We start from the raw sequence: 16,612 nt of genomic DNA, 5'->3' as shown, positions 1-16,612 counted from the left end.
GCACGGACACCGGCATGGACACGGCCCATCCTGGCGGCACTCATGAATAGGCGCCCGGGGCTCAGCGCCCGGCTGAAACTCACCATCAGCTACGCCGGATTCCTCCTCCTCGCCGGCGCTCTCCTGCTGGCCGTGATGTGGGTATTCGTGCTGCGCTGGCTACCCAATGTCGACCCCGGATCCATCCAGAAGAGGTTCGGCGGCGTGATCATCACCGGGCCCAAGCGCTCCGACCTCCTGCGCGGCTTCGCCCCCGCCGTGGCCGTAGCACTGGCCTTCCTCCTGCTGTTCGGCCTGCTGGGAGGATGGATCCTCGCCGGCCGCATGCTCGCACCACTCACCCGGATCACAGACGCGGCACGGATGACCGCGAACGGATCCCTGTCCCACCGAATCCGGCTACAGGGCCGCCGAGATGAGTTCCGTGAACTCGCCGACGTGTTCGACACCATGCTCGAACAACTCCAATCCCACGTCAGCGAACAGCAGAGGTTCGCCGCGAACGCCTCCCACGAACTGCGCACCCCACTGGCGATCTCCCAGACACTCCTCGACGCCGCCCGCAGCGACCCCACGCGGGACCAGGGACAACTCATCGAACGCCTGCACACCGTCAACACCCGGGCGATCGACCTCACCGAGGCCCTCCTGCTGCTCAGCCGCGCCGACCGCAAGAGCTTCACCCGCGAGGTGGTCGATCTGTCCCTCATCGCCGAAGAAGCGACCGAGACGCTGCTTCCCCTCGCCGAAAAGCACGGCGTCGCCATCGAGACCTCCGGGGACATCACCTCCACCATCGGCTCACACGCTCTCTTGCTGCAGATGACCACGAACCTCCTGCACAACGCCATCGTCCACAACCTCCCCGCCGGCGGCAGGGTAACGGTCCACACCGGATCGCAGCACGACGCGAGCGTGCTGCGGGTCCAGAACACCGGCCATCGAGTCCCATCGGAACTCCTACCGACCCTCACCGAACCCTTCCAACGCGGAACAACACGCACCCGCACCGACGAGCACGCCGGCGTCGGCCTCGGACTGGCCATCGTGCACAGCATCGTCCGAGCACACGACGGAACCCTCGATCTCACCCCCCGCCCCACCGGCGGCCTCCTCGTCACGATCCGACTTCCCGGCACGCCGCAGGCATCGTCCTCGAGCGGGGCCCACTAGATCGTTGACCTGCAACGGTCGGTTTGTCGATCAGAAAAGGAGCCTGCGGGAGATACAGGCAGTCACCGGGGGTTCGCCCGGCGGCGGGTCGGGTGGCTGAGGTGGTCGCACCGGTACTGCTCCCGGGCACGCCGGCAACGCGCCTACCGGGCCCTCCGCTCGGGTCCGTGTCGCCAGATGCAAAGTAGCTCTGGGTAACCTGTTCGGCGACTTCACATAACGTCCACACGCGACCATCGCCGGGCCGTCGTCGTGACCGGGCGAACCGGCCCGTGACCTGCACCGGTTTCACAGATCCGATCGGACTCGAGGTGCCGCCGCGCGGTTATCCGGCCGCGCTGGCACGCCGCGCCCGACTTATCCCCGCGCGCCCGGACCGAAACCTGCTGGCGGTCCAAGCCGCGCGTACCGTCCGTGACCGCGCCGATCTCTCTGCTTTCCCCTGGTGACACGGACCCGAGCGGAGGGCCAATACAACAGAATCGCAGGCGGCTGAGGGGTCGCGTGGTGGGTCGATCACCATCTGCGCGACCATGCCATGCTCCGCGCAGCCGAATGGCCCCTATCTACTGGACGCACCAGTGACGCGCCAGCGGCTCATGGTCACCATCGCGCCACACTCTCCCGGCATGGCCGAACGTGGGTTGATTGGGCCGAGCGCGTGCCGGTCGAGGTCCAGAAGAATACCGGCCGATCAATCCATCAACCAAAAAATCAACGACGAACCCTTCTGGCCGCGGTCCTCTGCCTCGAGAATGAAATCACCCAGTTCGTTCGCCTGCAGAAAGCGCGAGTCAGCACCGGCCAGAAAGGAGGAATTTCATGCCCATTCGTCTCGCGCGCACTTTGGTCGTCGTGATCGCTCTTGCGATCGTGAGTACTACGGCCACCGCAGCGGCCGCGATCTGGATGACTCCCGGCTGCTGACACCTCACAGCTCCGGACACCACAGGTCGATCTCATTCGAAAGCGACTCTTAAGGAGTAAAATGCGTAATCGCGCTAAGGCGTGTCTCATCGCAGGAGTGGTGGCGACCGCCTGCACAATCGCGGCACCGGCCGCCCAGGCGGCAGACGGGCGCCTGTGTCAGCCGAGCACCTTCGACACCTGGTCGGGCCCTATCTACCAGATCTTCAACTTCAAGGGCCGAACGAGAGCATACATCGGCTCTACGTTGCGCGGAATCTACTCATGGCAGGAGGTGGACTACTACATGAGCACACCGATTGGCACGAAAAACTTCACCGAGACCTGTCCGAACTACTGAGCTCCGCATCCATGGATGTCGCCCTTCAAGAAAAAGATGGGAGATCATGTCGATAAGGCGATATGTCATCGCGCCAGCGGTGATTACGCTCTCCGTCCTAACTGCCACGACGAACGCAAACGCAGTTTCGACGGTCGCTTCCTCTGTCACCGGAGCCGCCACTGCCCCGAGTAGTGCGATACCAACTTCGGGCACGTTCAGCCTGTACAACTGGAAATCCTCGCTGTGCCTGGGCATCAATGCCAGAGGAGCGGCCGGTCAGTGGATCTGCACTGGCAACTCCGACCAAACCTGGCACTGGAGCGCCTACCAGCCGGGCAATACGGGATACCGGCAACTCGTGAATGGCAACCGCCAATGTCTCGGGGTGATGGGCGCCAGCACAGAACAGGGAGCGCGACTCAACGCCAGCGAATGTGCGGGAACCTCCAGGCCGGAGCAATACTGGTACGTGAACCCGGTGGCGCCGATCACCGGAGGCCGAGCGCTGACGGTGTGGAACTATAAGACCCAAGGAGTCATCGCTGTGAGCGGCGCATCCACGTCGAACGGTGCGCCTGTCATCCAATACCACTGCATCTGCTCCCCTGATCAGTACTGGTACGGCAAGTGACGAATGCGGCGGTCCGCCGCAAGGCGGACCGCCGCAGACAAGGGCTTGGACGTAATATGAAGTCGCCGGTTACCGAGAGCTACTTTGCATCTGGTGACACGGACCCGAGTTGAGGGCCTCTTACCCGTGCGCGCGGGCCCACAGCCAGGCGATCACGACCATCGTGCCGACGATCGACAGCGCCCACATCCGAGCCGTGACCAGCAGCCCAAGCCGCCGCAGCAGCATCACCACCACGGCGGCAATCACGAGCGAGATGACCGCGAACTCCAGCACTACGCGCTCACCCTCTCGACCGGCCGAGCGCCACGGCGCCAGCGCAACGTCCGCACGACCTTGACCAGGTGCGCGCCGGCGGCCGCCGCCAGGACGAGCAGCCACAGCCCCCATGGACTCGGTCGACTCCCGCCGCGGCGACGCAGACGGGCCCGGCTGCTGCGGCCCCGGACCGTATGACGGCGGCTGCTGATTCGGACCATAGGAAACTCCGGGCATTACGGGCCCCCTAACGCTCCCAGACAAAGGCCTGCCGCGATGGGCGGGCCGGCTGGCCTGCGCCAAGCACGTCGCGTCCTACACCTTCTGCACCGCCTTCGCGGTGGGGATGATGTGGCACGTGTTCGGGCTGTCCATGACCTGGACCGGTTTCATTCTGGGCCAGGTGATCTCCGCCGTCACGCACTACTGGGCGGACCGGCGGAGCACCCTGCGGGGCCTGGCTGAGAAGCTGGGTAAGACTGCCTTCTACCGCCTCGGCGCACCGCGTACGGGCACGGACAAGGACGGCAAGGAACGGGACGACAACCCCTCCCTCGGGACGGGCGCCTACGCACTGGACCAGAGCTGGCACAAGCTGTGGATCCTGATCGCCGCGATCGTCACCGCGATCGTGGTCTAAAGCAACACCGTGCCCGCCCCCAAGCAAGCGGACACGAACAACACCTCAAGCGAGCAACAATCGGTCACCCACGGGGCCCGGCTACACCGGGCCCCGTTCTTTCCAGGTACTCCGATGGTGCTCTGTAACGCTCAGTTACTTTTCCCCTGGTGACACGGACCCGAGTGGTGGGCCTACCGGGGCAGGCGTGAACGTCTCAGGGCTGAATGTTCTCCGGGTCATCGAGGAGGCTGGGGTGCGTCGGCCGCCATCCGGAGTGATGAGACACCTGTCGCATCACCTACAATGACGGCATGTCTCGATGGCTACCGGGAGTGCGCGAGCGACTGGTCGTCGCGGCTGTGGATCTCTTCACTGAGCAGGGGTACGACGCCACGACGGTGGCGCAGATCGCCGAGCGCGCCGGGGTCACCAGAAGTACTTTCTTCCGACACTTCCCCGACAAGCGTGAGGTCCTGGTGGCCGGTCAGGAAACGCTGAGCCGGCTCCTGGCCGAGGGGATCGCCGAGGCGCCCGCCGGCGCCAGCCCGCTCGAGGCGGTTGCAGCGGGTCTCGAGCGCGCGTCGAGCGAAATGGGACCGGTGAACCGCGAGCTCGGGCCCCGCCTCAAAGCAGCCGTCGCAGCCAGCACCGAGCTCCAGGAACGGGACGCGCTGAAAAGCGTTGGTCTCGCGAGCGCCATGACGACCGCGCTCGTCGCCCGCGGCGTCCCCGACCCGACCGCGCACCTCGCAGGCGAGCTCGGAGTTCTCGCTTTCAAGCGCGGCTACGCCCAGTGGTCCGAAGGTGATCGCGATGACGACAAAGGGCTCGCGCACCATGCACTGGCCGCCCTGAACGACCTGCGTACGGCAACCGCGTCGCTGGGCTGACCCGTCCTGCGCGACCGCGAATGGGCCGACCGGTGTTTTACGGCACCTACCGACCTGGGGCGGCGAATGACGAGCATTCGGGGCATTCGGCGATGACCGGGTGCCGGCAGGCGGTCACGTGTTCGAGGAAGTGGTCCGTCACCCGGAGCAGGGCGATTCGGTCTCGGATTTCGGCGCGTTTGTTGTTGATCAGGGTTATCCGGTCGTCGTGTGCGCTGGTCGCGAGTTGCCGGATCTGGCGCAACGAGAGCCCGGCTCGTTGCAGAGTCTGGATCATGCGGGCCTGGTCGAGCGTTTGCTGGTCGTAGGTTCGATGGCCGGCGTGGCTGCGGGGCGGCGTCAGCAGCCCGACGGCTTCCCAATGCCTGAGGACATGTGTCTCGATACCGAGGGCGGCGGCTGCGTCGCCGATCCTCATAACGGTCGGAGCGATCACAGGATCTCCCTTTACTTAAGGTCGACGTGAAGTATTAGGGTGCCGTCGATCGGGTCGAGCGGCCAACCCGCTGGGAGACGAAGGAGACGCTGAAGTGTCCGATGCGGTACGCGTGCCTAGCGCGCTGGAATGCTGTTCCGCGGCAACGGGCGCTGTGTACGGGCTGGTTCGGCCACGACGGGTCGACCGGCGGTTCCTGCGCTCGGTCGTCGACGTCGGCCTGCCCGCCGTGCGGCGTACGGTCACCGTGGCCGCGCTGCCGCAGGTGCCGCGATCGGTGCCGACCTTCGCGATCGTGGAGGGGACGTTCACGCCTCGGCGAATCAAGAACTCGTTGACGTCATTCGTGATCCAGCATCCGGACGCAACTTTGATAGTCGATCCGAGTGTCTGTCTGGACGCCGAGCATCGCGCGATCGCGCAGCTCCCCGCGGTATTGCGAGTCGCGGTTCGGCCACCCGCCGAAACGATCCCGACGATCACGGCGCTGCGCAAGCTGCCCAGCCTGCCGAAACCGGACTTCGCACTGCCCACCCACGCCCACTGGGATCACGTATGCGGCTTGTTGGACATGCCCGGACTTCCGGTTCACCTCCACCGCCCCGAGCGCGAGTGGGTCACGTCGGGACCAATGGCCCCCGTCGGAGGTGTTCGAGATTCGCTACGCGACCGCCCGGTTGTCGACTACGAGCTGGACGGGCCGCCAGTGCTCACCTTCACCCGCAGCCACGACCTGTTCGGTGACAATAGCGTCGTCCTGGTCGACCTGGCCGGGCACACGCCCGGCCAGGTCGGTGTCCTCGCCCACACGAAGCAGGGGTGGCTCCTGCTGGCCGGCGACGCCGCCTGGCACACCTTGCAGATCGACAAAGTCCGCCAGAAGTCGAGCTACCCCGGCAATTTCGCAGACCATGACCGCAACGAAACCTTCCGGACCCTGCATCGACTCCATCTGGCCCGACACTCCGCGACGATCATCCCCACCCACGACCATGACGCCGGCCTCCAAGGCGTCCAGCCCACATAAGCCCGAAATCCGTATTGAGATGATCTTGAGCATGCCGCGAGGTTCTGAGCTGCGTGTTTGAGGGCATCCGTGGATCGCGGCTACGGCTGGGCTCTCGGAGCGGATCAGGCCGGCTCGGTCGGATGCCTGCTCTGCAAGCGGTGCATCAGGTCGGGCGGGATCGTCCCGTAAGCCGTCCCGGAATACAGGCGTCACACCCGGATTCCGGGACGGGTTCAGGGACGCTCCTTCCTGGGTGAACGCGCCCGGATCTTGCGCGCCCCGGAAACCAAGACCGTTTCCGCGACGGCGAACCGGCCCGGGATGTCGGCCCGTTCCCCTGGGGGTTGGGCGCGGTTCTTCGCCAAGACGTCGGTAGTGACTGCGGCCGTTCCCTCTGCGGCGCTGACCGCCCGCCCGCGGGCACCCACCATCCCCGGGCCCCCGCAGTGCCACCTGCGACCGGTCGACCCATTTCTCTCGAAAAAGGCCAAGGCTGCTCCCGCGGCGGCGGCCACCTCATCCGCCGCACCACCCGCACACCCGGCACCCGGTTCCGCGTCGAAGAGACCTCCATCATGCGCGCCGCCCGCGCCGCCACCCGCTGGCAGGCGCCGCTCGAGCCAAAGATTCAGATCGTTGATGATCAGATTAAGAAAATCAAAGTTCTCGCGTTGACGACTTAAGGAAGTCAAGATAAACCTGAACGGTGGGCACGTCGCCGAGAGTGAGGGGGCCGAAGGTGGACTGGCAGGAGCTGACGGACCTGACGCAGGGGCGGCCGTTCGTGGTCGAGCGGGTTCGCCTGGTCGGCAGCGGCGTCGCGGTCGAAGGGCAGTTCGAGCCGCCGCAGCTGGCTCAGCTCGGCGTCGACGACCAGGTGTTCGTTGCCGCGTTCGTACGGTCGCACGGTTCGATCAAGGAGATGGAACGGATCTTTGGGGTGAGTTACCCGACGATCAAATCCCGGCTGAAGCGGATCGCCGAGCATCTCGACTTCGTCGACATCGCCCCGGCGGCCACCGGCGCCGACGTCGTTGACCGCCTGCGGCGGGGGGAGATCAGCGTCCAGGAGGCGCTGGCCGAGCTGGAGAGCTCCTGATGATCCCGCAGCTGGTGACGGTACGCCATCGCCGTCGCAATGGCCGCTGGCTGCGGCTGTACGTCCCTGTCGTGCCGGTAGTGCTGGTGCTGTCACCGCTGCTGTTGCTGGCCGGACTGGTCGCATGCCTCGTCTTCCGGGTGAGCCCGGTGGGCGCGCTGCGCGGCATCGGGCGACTGCTGTGGGCGCTGCCCGGCACCCGGTTCGAGTTCGAGCAGGGCCGTACGGCCGTGCTGGTAAGCGTCAGATGAGTCAGAGGAAAGAGCAACGATGAACGAGCAGCGCCGCCAGATCCTGCAGATGCTGGCCGAGGACAAGATCACCGCAGACGAGGCCGAGCGGCTGATCGACGCCCTCGAACGAGCACAGCCCGAGTCGCCGCCGGTGGCCGAGTCCCGCCCGAAACCCCGACCCAAGTACCTGCGCGTGGTGATGGTGGACAACTCCGCCGGTGACGAGCCGAGCCGGATCAACATCCGGATCCCGCTACAGCTGCTGCGCGCCGGGGTCCGGCTCGCGAGCCTCATCCCTCCGCAGGCGCTCGCCAAGGTCAACGCGGAGCTGGACAAGTCAGGGGTACCGATCGACCTCACCGAGCTCAGGCCGCAGCAACTCGAGGAGCTCATCGAGCACCTCGACGACGTCACCATCGACCTCGAGGACCCCGACACCAAGATGCAGGTGTTCTGCGAGTGAAACCGCCACGGATTGACGAAGGAAGACCCCGATGACGACACAGGCGATCCACGTTCAAGGTCTTGAGAAGTCCTACAAGGAACTGCGCGTGCTGCGCGGCGTGGACTTCGGCGTGGCGTCGGGCAGCATCTTCGCCCTGCTCGGCTCCAATGGTGCCGGCAAGACCACGGTCGTGAGAATCCTGTCCACACTGCTCAAGGCCGACGCGGGTACGGCGACCGTCGAGGGCTTCGACGTCGCCACGCAACCGGCGGACGTGCGGGAGTCCATCAGCCTCACCGGGCAGTTCGCGGCCGTGGACGAAATCCTCACCGGGCGAGAGAACCTGGTGCTGATGGCCCGGTTGCGGCGCGTGGAGGACCCGGGCCAGGTCGCCGATGACCTGCTGGCTCGCTTCCGACTCACCGACGCGGCGGGGCGGAGGGTGTCGACGTATTCCGGAGGCATGCGCCGCCGTCTGGACATCGCCATGAGCCTCATCGGGAGTCCGCCGGTGATCTTCCTGGACGAACCGACCACCGGGCTCGATCCCCAGGGCCGCGCCGAAGTGTGGAACAGCGTCAAAGAGCTCGCCGGGCAGGGCACGACGGTGCTGCTCACCACGCAGTATCTGGACGAGGCCGAACACCTCGCCGACCGGATCGCGATCCTCCACCAGGGGCGGATCATCGCCAACGGCACCCTCGACGAACTGAGGCGGCTCCTCCCGCCCGCCGAAGTCGAGTACGTCGAGAAACAGCCGACCCTCGAAGACGTCTTCCTCGCCATCATCGGCAACGACGACACCGGCACGGACGCCCCGACTTCGGCACAGACCGCAAAGGAACAGCGATGACCATGCGTTTCTTCGGCGACACCGCTCTGTTGACGGGCCGAACCATGCGTCACATCACCCGCAGCCTGGACACCATCCTCACAGTCGCGATCACGCCGATCGCCCTCATGCTGCTGTTCGTGTACGTATTCGGCGGCGCGATCCGTACCGGGTCGCACCACTACGTGAACTACCTGCTGCCCGGAATCCTGCTGATCACGATCGGGATGGGCATCTCCTACACCGCACTCCGACTCTTCACCGACATGCAAAGCGGAATCTTCGAGCGATTCCAGTCCATGCCGATCGCACGCTCGAGCGTGCTGTGGGCGCACGTGCTGACCTCGGTGGTCTCCAACCTGATCTCGCTTGCGCTGGTCGTGCTCGTCGCCCTCCTCATGGGATTCCGCTCAGGCGCGGGAGCGTCGGCCTGGCTTGCCATCGTCGGGATCCTCGTCGTGTTCACCCTGGCCCTGACCTGGCTCGCCGTCATCACCGGCCTCACCGCCAAGACCGCGGACGGCGCGGGCGCCTTCGCCTATCCGATCGCCTTCCTGCCATTCATCAGCTCGGCATTCGTGCCCACCCACACCATGCCCGCCCCGGTGCGCGCCTTCGCCGACAATCAACCCGTGACATCCATCGTCAACACGATTCGCGACCTGTTCGCGCAACAGCCGGTCCATACCGACATCTGGACCGCCCTCGCCTGGTGCCTCGGCATTCTCATCGTCGCGTACGCTCTCGCCATGACCACCTACCACCGCAAAATCGCCTAGGTACCGGTCTCCTTAGACCGATCAGTCAGCAATTTCGGTGGTGCGGTGCCACCACCTCGCCGTCGAGGAGGCCGGATGCCGACAGATCCGCCCAGCTCACCCGCGCTGCGCGCGTCCGACGCGGACCGCGACCGGGTCATCGAACTGCTGCGCGCCGCCACCGCCGACGGCCGACTCGACCAGGTCGAGTTCGACGAGCGGCTGGACGCGGCGCTGGCCGCCCGCACCATCGACACGCTGACCCCGCTCACCGCCGATCTGATCCCCGTGTCAGGCGGCGGTGCGCTCACGCTGCCGTTCGCCGGGACACCGGCCGAGCCCGCCGCCGAACTGCTCACCATCAAGGAGAAGCACGGCATAGTGCGCCGCGATGGCCGGTGGACGCTGCCGCACCGGCTGGCGCTGCGCACCGCGTGGTGCGATGTGGTGCTGGACCTGACCAGCACGGTGCGCGCCGCGCCCGAGCTGGTCATCGAGCTGCGAGTGAGCGGCGGCAACGTGGAGCTGGTCCTCGCGCCGGGAATGGTGGTGGACGCCAACGAGCTGTCGGTGCGGCACGGCGCGCTGGCGATCAGCAGGGACGCGGGCGACAACACGCCGGAGACGCTGCACGTCCGCCTGGTAGGCCGAATGCGGCACGGCCGGATCGACACCCGGTGGCAGGCGCCGCGCCGGTGATGCGGCAGTGCCCGGATACCGCGGTATCCGGGCACCGACATCTCGCGACGCCCATAGGCCGGCTTGACGTACAAATGGGACGAGGCACTGCTCCACGCCGACCCCTGTCAGCACAACCTGACGCGCACGCGCCCGGTCACCCCAGGGAACCCAGCCTGACGGCCTGCTTGAGGAAGACGACGCCGTCGATCATGTCGAGCTGGGCCGGGTCCAGCGGGAAATAGGCGAAATCGCGGGAGATGCGGGGGGCGGGCTTCGTGACGACCTCGGCCAGGCGGCGGGCGTCGATGAGAGAGCGGTCCCACGGGAGCGTGGACAGAACGCCCTCGACGGTGTCCGGGGACGGGGTGTCGTCGCCGGCCGTACCGAGGGCTGAGGCCAGGTAGGCGTACCGGTCGCCCAGGTACGTCGCGGTGATCGCTCCCGCGCTCCACCATTCCAACTGCTGGTCGCCGAACGCCATGATGCTCTTGTTCCGCTGCAGGTGGAGATTGGAGGCGAAGACCAGGGCCGGGCCGTGCTCGGCGACGGCACGCAGGTTGGAGGCCATCATCGCGTCTCGCAGGGCCGACAGCCGGGTCCACCGTGCCGGGGACGCGTCGGCCATCCAGTAGTGGTAACGGAGCAGGCCGGTGGCGGTGCGCCCGTACAGTGCCGCCCGATCCCTGTCCTCCGCGCTCAGCCGCGGCGCCTGCGTGTCGAGCAGCGCCACCAGGTCGTCGGCGATCAGCCGCAGCCGCTGGGCGTCGGTGGACTGGCCGATGGACTGGGACGGATCCATGGCCGTGGCCTCGTTCGACCACCGGTCGTCCGGGCCCAGCAGCGTGTCGAGCGTTTCCCGGGTGCAGGGGAGCGGGCCGTCGAGAAGGGCGTGGAGGGCGGTGAGCGCCTGGCGCGGGCTCGCCGCCCAATACTCCAGAGGACCGTCGAACCCGAAGAACCGGAGCTTTTCGTCATGCTCCTCGTTGTAGGCCCGCATCCAGCGTACGAGGTCGCGGTTGGCCGGTGACGCGCCGAAGTTGTGGCTGAAGCCGCGCTCCATGACGTCATCGAGCGTGCCCGCGCCCGTCGTGATGTAGTCGTTCACGACGAGGCCCATGAGACAGTCGCTCTCGATGGCGAACGACCGGTAGCCCTCGTGCTCGACCAGCTGCCGGAAGATCTCGTTGCGCACCTCGCCCAGTTCCCCCACGAAGTGCCTGGCCTCGCCCAGGCCGAGCAGTACGGGTTTGGCGGGAAGCGACCGGAGGAACGCTGAGACGCCCGCGCCATCGAGCGGCCGGGCCGTGTCCTTGATATCCATACCTTCAACGGTATCGTTGAACATTCGGTGTAAACTTTTCCCCGGAATTCCCCCTCTTGTCGCGATGGACCTTCAATCGGTGATGCACCCATGAGGCCAGTGGACCTGGCGCGCGAGCACGGCCTGTCCACCCAGGCGATCAGGAACTACGAGGAGGCCGGCATCCTGCCCGCCGCCGAACGCACCGTCCACGGCTACCGCACCTATACGCCGCTGCACGCGCAAGCCCTGCGCGCGTTCCTTGCCCTCGTGCCCGGGCACGGTCACCAGACGGCCACGTCGATCATGCAGGCGGTCAACCGGGGTGCCACCGAGGACGCGCTGCGGCTCATCGACGAGAGCCACGGCCAGCTCCTCGACGACCGCCGCACCCTCCAGGCCGTCGAAGCCGCGCTCCGCGATCTGGCGCCCGTGCCGCAGGAGCACGGCGACACGTTCATCGGCCCCTTGGCCAGGAGGCTCGGCATCCGCCCTGCCACCCTGCGCAAATGGGAGAACGCCGGGCTGGTCCGGCCGCACCGCGATCCGCAGACGGGCTACCGGATCTACAGCGCGGCCGACGTACGGGACGTCCGGCTGGCCCACCAGCTCAGGCGGGGCGGCTACCTGCTGGAACAGATCGCCCCGTTGATCGCCCAGGTACGCTCCGCCGGAGGCGTCGCCCCGCTGGAGTCGACCCTGCGCGACTGGCAGGCCCGCCAGTCCGCCCGGGGCCGCGCCATGCTCAAGGGCGCAGCCGACCTGGACGCATACCTCCGCGCCCGCGAAGCCGGCGGCCGAGTCGGCCCTTGAGGAGCAACCGAACGAAAAGTCGGGCCTAGGTCTCGGTAGTCATGCCGAAAAAATCACCGGATATAGCTGCGTATTTCGCGCGGATGCTCGAGGGGAACGCGCGCCGCGGCTACATCCCCGCTAGTCCCCGGCCATCACGGTGAAGGTGAATCCCGCGCTCGCCGGACGGCGCAGCGGAATGCCGCACTTGATCCGGCGCAGTACCTCGTTTCTGCTGAGGCCGAGCCCTTGCGCGATGAGCCGTTCCGGGCGCACCGGCACCGGATCCTCGAAGACGACCTCCACCTGGACCGGCCACGCCTCGTCGAGCCATGCCGACGGGGCGTCCAGCCGCCAGGCCCCCTCCCAGTCCAGGGTGAAGCGGTTGCGCCGGGCGAGCAGCGGATCCATCAGCCTGGACGCCACCAGTTCCGGATCGTTGACGCGGTAGCCGTGGGGCTCGGCCGGATCGAAGGATCTGACCGGCACTCGCTCGTGCACGGTGAGCTTGCTCGTCCGATCGTAGGATACGCAGCGGACCAGCAGCCACACGTCCAGCAGCTTGCCGTTGGCGTTGACGCGGAACCTGCCCTCGCCGGTGGTGGCCGACTCCGACCGGCAGTCCACGCACCGCAACGACAGTAGAGGCAGCCTGGTCCGACGAACGACCCGACCCCTCAGCGGCGAAGGCGATGGTGTAGCCGCCGTGCTCGACCACCAGCTCGGCCAGCGTCCGCACCGGCCGATCGGTGGCCGGTGCTCGGCAATGTGCGGATGCGTCTGCGGCGAGTACACCGCCGCGGCGGACGGCGAGCTGGGCGGACGCGAGCCGACGCAGGACAGCGTGACAGGTAGTACAAGTTCTGTGTCACAGAATGTGCGGCGCCGTGGGCAGAGGCTACGTGGTCGTTCGCGACCGGGCCTCGGCGGCCCAGTGGGGCGCGTTCCACCGGTCGGCGATGGTGGCGGCCTGGGCGAAGTGGGCGGCGGCCTCGTGGTCGCGGCCAAGGAGGACGGCGAGCTCGCCGAGGGTGTGGGCGACCGGGCGCAGCGCCACCGACAGGCTCGTGGCGCCCGCCGGGGGGCCGTCGCGGTGCGGAAGCAGCGTCGCGTAGATCTCCTCGGCGGCGTCGCGGTCGTTCAAGGCGACGATGGCCATCGCGCGCAACGTTGTGAGGAAGATGAAGAAGAAGTCGGGGCGGATCGGGCTGGGTGACGCTCGGACCTCGCGGGCTTCGGCGTCCAGGCCGTTGGCGTGGAGGGCGAGCGCGAGCAGGTCGGAGACCATGGGGCCGAGCGCGGCGTGGAGGGCGCGCACGTCGTCCAGGTGCGCACCGAGCGTGCCGTCGTTCAGCCAGATCACGGCCAGGGCGAGTTGGAGAAAGCCCGTGGCGTGCACCGATCCGATGCGCCGCATGCCCTCGTCGGCCTTGATGTAGAGGAGTTCGGCGTCGGCGAATCGGCCTTCGATGAGCGCCAGGCCCGCCAGCGCGATCTCGGCGGCGGCGATCGCCTCGGGCATTCGGTAGGTGCGCGCGAGTTCCAGGGCCTCGGTGGTCACCTGGTGCATGGTCACCGGGTCGTTGGCGGCGGCGGCGACGCCGGCGTGGTTGAGCAGCCCGGTGACACGGTAGACCGGCAGGTCGTGCTCGGTGCCGATCTCCACGAGCTCCCGGCAGAGCTCGGCGTCGCCGCGGACTTCGGCCAGGATCTCGAGTGCCGCGGCCCGCAGCCGGGGTTCGGTGGCGAGGTCGAGTGCCTCCTGCGCTGCCTCCAGGATGGTCGGGTCGTCCTCGCCGACCAGTTCGTTCGCGTACGCCGTCAGGAGCCGGGACCGCACCGGAGGGGTCAGGTCGCGCTTCAGCAGGCGGCTCAGGCGGTCGACGATGGGCCGGTCCACCGTGCCGTACGTGCGGGCCTGCCAGGGGGTCGGCTCTGTCCACGCGGTGAATGCGGCGATCATCAGGTCGTCGCGGCCCAGGGACTCTGCGTACTCCACGGCTTCACGGCGTGTCTCGCGGGCGGCTCCGACGGCTCCCGCCCGGATCTGCGCGCGCAGCAGCCTGCCGAGCAGTTCGACGCGTTCGTCCGGTCCGGTCGAGTTGGTGACGGCGTCGGTGAGGAGGTCGGCCGCCACGTCGTGGGCGTAGCGGGCCTCGGCAAACTCGGCGGCCTGGACGCAGTAGCCGACGGCCTTCGGTGAGCCGGCGCGCGCGTAGTGGTGCGCGAGCGCCGCGATGTCGTCGGTGCCTTCCAGGGCGTCGGCGATCCGGGCGTGCATCCGGGTGGCACGCAATCTGCTGACGTCGGCGACGAGCGTGTCCCTGACGAGGGCGTGGACGAAGCGGATGAGGCCTGGGCCGGGCTCGTCGAGGAGCCCGGCGATGACGCCCGCGTCCAGCGCGTCCATCACGCCGTCCTCGTCGGCGTCGGCGGCCTTGACGAGGACGTCCACTGAGCTTTCCCGGCCTGCGACCGCGGCGAGCCGGAGGATGGACACGCCTCCCTCGGGCAGGCGCGCGAGCCGGCGCCGCAGTACGTCCCGTACGCCTTCGGGGACCTCGGAGAGGGCGACCAGCGCGCCTTCGCCGTTCAGCAGCCGGGCGCTTTCGCGCACGTAGAACGGGTTGCCGCCGGTGCGCTCGGCGATCCCGGCGATGGTCTCCTCGTCGGCGTCGCATTCGGTCCGTACGAGCTCCGCGACGGCCTCGTCGTTCAGCCCCGGCAGCGCTAGGCGGAGGGGCGTGGCGCGCGCGAGGGAGGCCAGCGTTTCGGTGAGGTGCCCGCTCTCGTCCGCGCGGTACGCGGCGACGACCAGGATCGGGGCCCGCATGCCGAGGCCGCCGCCGAGCAGTTCCAGCGTGGCGGCGTCCGCCCAGTGCAGGTCGTCCAGCACGACGGCGACCGGGCGTTCCGTGGCGACCGCCGCGAGCCACTTCCACACGGCTTGGCGCAGGCGGAACCGTCCGGCGGTGGCGTCGGCGTTCACCGGCTCGGTGTCGGTGAGCAGCGGCGCGAGGTCGTCCGCGAACTCGCCTGGGGACGTGGTCGCGGCGACGGCTCTCAGCGCCTCGGTCCAGGCCCAGGCGGGCGGCGCGCTGTCGACCTCGGGGCAGTGGCCGGCGGCGACCAGCCATCCGTCACGTTCGAGCCGCCTGCCGAGGTGTTCCAGGAGCGTCGACTTGCCGAGCCCGGCCTCGCCGGTGACAACGGCGATGCGGGCGCCGTCGGTGGCGGCCTCGGCGGCGGCCGTGACCAGTGCCGACAGCTGTGCCTCGCGTCCGACGAACGGCGCCTTGATGATCGGAGCCGGCCGCGGCAGCGGTGCGGTCGGCGATGGCGGGGGCACGGTCTCGCGCATGACGTCCGTGCGCTGGGTGAGGATCGCCTCCTCCAACGCCGTCAGGTCCGGGCCGGGGTCGAGCCCGAGCTCCTCGGCGAGGATGCCGCGGGCGCGGCGGAGCGTCGCCAGCGCGTCGGCTTGGCGGCCGCTGCTCCACAGTGCAAGGGCGTGCAGCCGCCAGCCCTCCTCACGGAGGGGCTCGTCGCGGGTGAGCCGCTCGGCCTCGGGAACCACCGCGGCGGGGTCGCCGATTCGCAGACCCGCCGCGACGTGCAGTTCGGTGGCGACCAGGCGCAGCTCGCCCAGCCGGGCCGTCTCGGCGGCGGCCCACGGCTCGTCGGCGACCTCGGCGAACGCCGGTCCCTGCCACAGCCCCAACGCCTCGGCGAGCCGAGCCCGGGCCGCGCGCGGGTCGGTGACCGTACGGGCCTGGTCGAGCAGGTCCTCGAACCGCCACGCGTCCACCGACTCCGGCGGCAGCCGCAGCGCATAACCGGGCGCCGCGCTCACCAGCAGCCGGGCCGGCGTGCGCGGCGGACGCCCGGGCTCCAGCAGCCGGCGCAGGTTGGACACGTACGCCTGCAAGGACATCAGTGCCCGCGCGGGCGGCTCCCCGCGCCACAGATCCTCGATCATCCGGTCGACCGGCACGACCTGCCCACGCGCCGCCACCAGCAACGCCAGCACGCCCCGCTGCCGCGGCCCGCCGAGGTGAACGGTCTCACCGTTCACCTCGGTCGCGAACGAGCCCAGCACCCGGATGAAGACCATGATTCGCACATCGTACGTGGACGTTCCAAGTCAGCTCCAAGTCCCCTCCAAACACCCGGGAGCAGCCTGAACACACCGCAACCGACCACG

19 protein-coding genes are annotated in these 16,612 nt (G+C 68.2%); 14 read left to right on the top strand and 5 right to left on the bottom strand.

The features are described from left to right. The first annotated feature begins 42 nt into the window (after positions 1-42). The 3 genes from AB0I04_RS33380 to AB0I04_RS33370 all read left to right on the top strand — a co-directional run bounded on the left by AB0I04_RS33380 (position 43) and on the right by AB0I04_RS33370 (position 3,053). Positions 43-1,173 (top strand): HAMP domain-containing sensor histidine kinase, encoded by a 1,131-nt coding sequence (locus AB0I04_RS33380; protein WP_360893574.1) that lies wholly within the window; start codon positions 43-45, stop codon positions 1,171-1,173. A 988-nt stretch (positions 1,174-2,161) separates the two neighbouring features. Further along, complete coding sequence (locus AB0I04_RS33375) at positions 2,162-2,440, top strand: hypothetical protein (RefSeq protein WP_360893571.1); 279 nt, start codon at positions 2,162-2,164, stop codon at positions 2,438-2,440. A gap of 46 nt (positions 2,441-2,486) precedes the next feature. Next, positions 2,487-3,053 (top strand): RICIN domain-containing protein, encoded by a 567-nt coding sequence (locus AB0I04_RS33370; RefSeq protein ID WP_360893568.1) that lies wholly within the window; start codon positions 2,487-2,489, stop codon positions 3,051-3,053. A gap of 120 nt (positions 3,054-3,173) precedes the next feature. Here AB0I04_RS33370 and AB0I04_RS33365 read toward each other — a convergent pair whose 3' ends face one another. Next, a complete protein-coding gene (locus AB0I04_RS33365) occupies positions 3,174-3,329 on the bottom strand; it encodes a hypothetical protein (RefSeq protein WP_360893565.1) in 156 nt (51 codons plus the stop codon). A 340-nt stretch (positions 3,330-3,669) separates the two neighbouring features. Here AB0I04_RS33365 and AB0I04_RS33360 point away from each other — a divergent pair, with 340 nt between their 5' ends. Then, positions 3,670-3,951, top strand: a complete 282-nt coding sequence (locus tag AB0I04_RS33360; RefSeq protein ID WP_360893561.1) for a hypothetical protein — start codon at positions 3,670-3,672, stop codon at positions 3,949-3,951. A 293-nt stretch (positions 3,952-4,244) separates the two neighbouring features. After that, complete coding sequence (locus tag AB0I04_RS33355; protein WP_360893558.1) at positions 4,245-4,823, top strand: helix-turn-helix domain-containing protein; 579 nt, start codon at positions 4,245-4,247, stop codon at positions 4,821-4,823. Positions 4,824-4,869: 46 nt separating this feature from the next. On the opposite strand, the gene AB0I04_RS33350 is transcribed toward AB0I04_RS33355, so the two are convergent. Continuing rightward, on the bottom strand, positions 4,870-5,259 hold the full coding sequence (locus tag AB0I04_RS33350) for a MerR family transcriptional regulator (protein ID WP_360893555.1): 390 nt from the start codon (positions 5,257-5,259) through the stop codon (positions 4,870-4,872). 247 nt (positions 5,260-5,506) lie between these two features. Here AB0I04_RS33350 and AB0I04_RS33345 point away from each other — a divergent pair, with 247 nt between their 5' ends. The 8 genes from AB0I04_RS33345 to AB0I04_RS33310 all read left to right on the top strand — a co-directional run bounded on the left by AB0I04_RS33345 (position 5,507) and on the right by AB0I04_RS33310 (position 10,334). After that, entirely contained in the window at positions 5,507-6,286 is a 780-nt protein-coding gene (locus AB0I04_RS33345; RefSeq protein WP_360893552.1) for an MBL fold metallo-hydrolase, read from the top strand. A 428-nt stretch (positions 6,287-6,714) separates the two neighbouring features. Continuing rightward, positions 6,715-6,951 carry a hypothetical protein gene (locus AB0I04_RS33340; RefSeq protein ID WP_360893549.1) on the top strand — a complete coding sequence of 79 codons (237 nt, stop codon included), beginning with the start codon at positions 6,715-6,717 and terminating at the stop codon, positions 6,949-6,951. 56 nt (positions 6,952-7,007) lie between these two features. Beyond that, positions 7,008-7,367: a DUF2089 domain-containing protein gene (locus AB0I04_RS33335; protein WP_360893546.1), complete on the top strand. Its 360-nt coding sequence runs from the start codon at positions 7,008-7,010 to the stop codon at positions 7,365-7,367. After that, positions 7,367-7,618, top strand: a complete 252-nt coding sequence (locus AB0I04_RS33330; RefSeq protein ID WP_360893544.1) for a hypothetical protein — start codon at positions 7,367-7,369, stop codon at positions 7,616-7,618. The genes AB0I04_RS33335 and AB0I04_RS33330 overlap by 1 nt, the downstream gene beginning before the upstream one ends. A gap of 19 nt (positions 7,619-7,637) precedes the next feature. After that, positions 7,638-8,063 carry a hypothetical protein gene (locus AB0I04_RS33325; RefSeq protein WP_360893541.1) on the top strand — a complete coding sequence of 142 codons (426 nt, stop codon included), beginning with the start codon at positions 7,638-7,640 and terminating at the stop codon, positions 8,061-8,063. Positions 8,064-8,094: 31 nt separating this feature from the next. Next, complete coding sequence (locus AB0I04_RS33320; protein ID WP_360893538.1) at positions 8,095-8,898, top strand: ATP-binding cassette domain-containing protein; 804 nt, start codon at positions 8,095-8,097, stop codon at positions 8,896-8,898. Next, the gene (locus tag AB0I04_RS33315) at positions 8,895-9,656 is read left to right on the top strand and encodes an ABC transporter permease (RefSeq protein WP_360893535.1); all 762 of its coding nucleotides are present in this window, start codon (positions 8,895-8,897) and stop codon (positions 9,654-9,656) included. Before AB0I04_RS33320 ends, AB0I04_RS33315 begins: the two co-directional genes overlap by 4 nt. Positions 9,657-9,731: 75 nt before the next feature. Next, positions 9,732-10,334 (top strand): DUF1707 domain-containing protein, encoded by a 603-nt coding sequence (locus AB0I04_RS33310; protein ID WP_360893532.1) that lies wholly within the window; start codon positions 9,732-9,734, stop codon positions 10,332-10,334. A 136-nt stretch (positions 10,335-10,470) separates the two neighbouring features. On the opposite strand, the gene AB0I04_RS33305 is transcribed toward AB0I04_RS33310, so the two are convergent. Beyond that, complete coding sequence (locus AB0I04_RS33305) at positions 10,471-11,637, bottom strand: erythromycin esterase family protein (RefSeq protein WP_360893529.1); 1,167 nt, start codon at positions 11,635-11,637, stop codon at positions 10,471-10,473. A 90-nt stretch (positions 11,638-11,727) separates the two neighbouring features. Here AB0I04_RS33305 and AB0I04_RS33300 point away from each other — a divergent pair, with 90 nt between their 5' ends. After that, positions 11,728-12,429 (top strand): TioE family transcriptional regulator, encoded by a 702-nt coding sequence (locus AB0I04_RS33300; RefSeq protein ID WP_360893526.1) that lies wholly within the window; start codon positions 11,728-11,730, stop codon positions 12,427-12,429. Positions 12,430-12,549: 120 nt separating this feature from the next. Here AB0I04_RS33300 and AB0I04_RS33295 read toward each other — a convergent pair whose 3' ends face one another. Together AB0I04_RS33295 and AB0I04_RS33290 are read right to left on the bottom strand one after the other, a co-directional pair. Continuing rightward, positions 12,550-13,035 carry a DUF1062 domain-containing protein gene (locus tag AB0I04_RS33295; RefSeq protein WP_360893524.1) on the bottom strand — a complete coding sequence of 162 codons (486 nt, stop codon included), beginning with the start codon at positions 13,033-13,035 and terminating at the stop codon, positions 12,550-12,552. A 271-nt stretch (positions 13,036-13,306) separates the two neighbouring features. Continuing rightward, positions 13,307-16,522: a BTAD domain-containing putative transcriptional regulator gene (locus AB0I04_RS33290; RefSeq protein ID WP_360893521.1), complete on the bottom strand. Its 3,216-nt coding sequence runs from the start codon at positions 16,520-16,522 to the stop codon at positions 13,307-13,309. Positions 16,523-16,612 lie beyond the last annotated feature (90 nt).

Origin of the sequence: Actinoallomurus sp. NPDC050550 (assembly GCF_040655075.1) — a bacterium.
GTDB lineage: Bacteria > Actinomycetota > Actinomycetes > Streptosporangiales > Streptosporangiaceae > Actinoallomurus.
The sequence above is the reverse complement of the archived record's forward strand: the minus strand, read 5'-3'. Positions and strand labels throughout refer to the sequence as shown.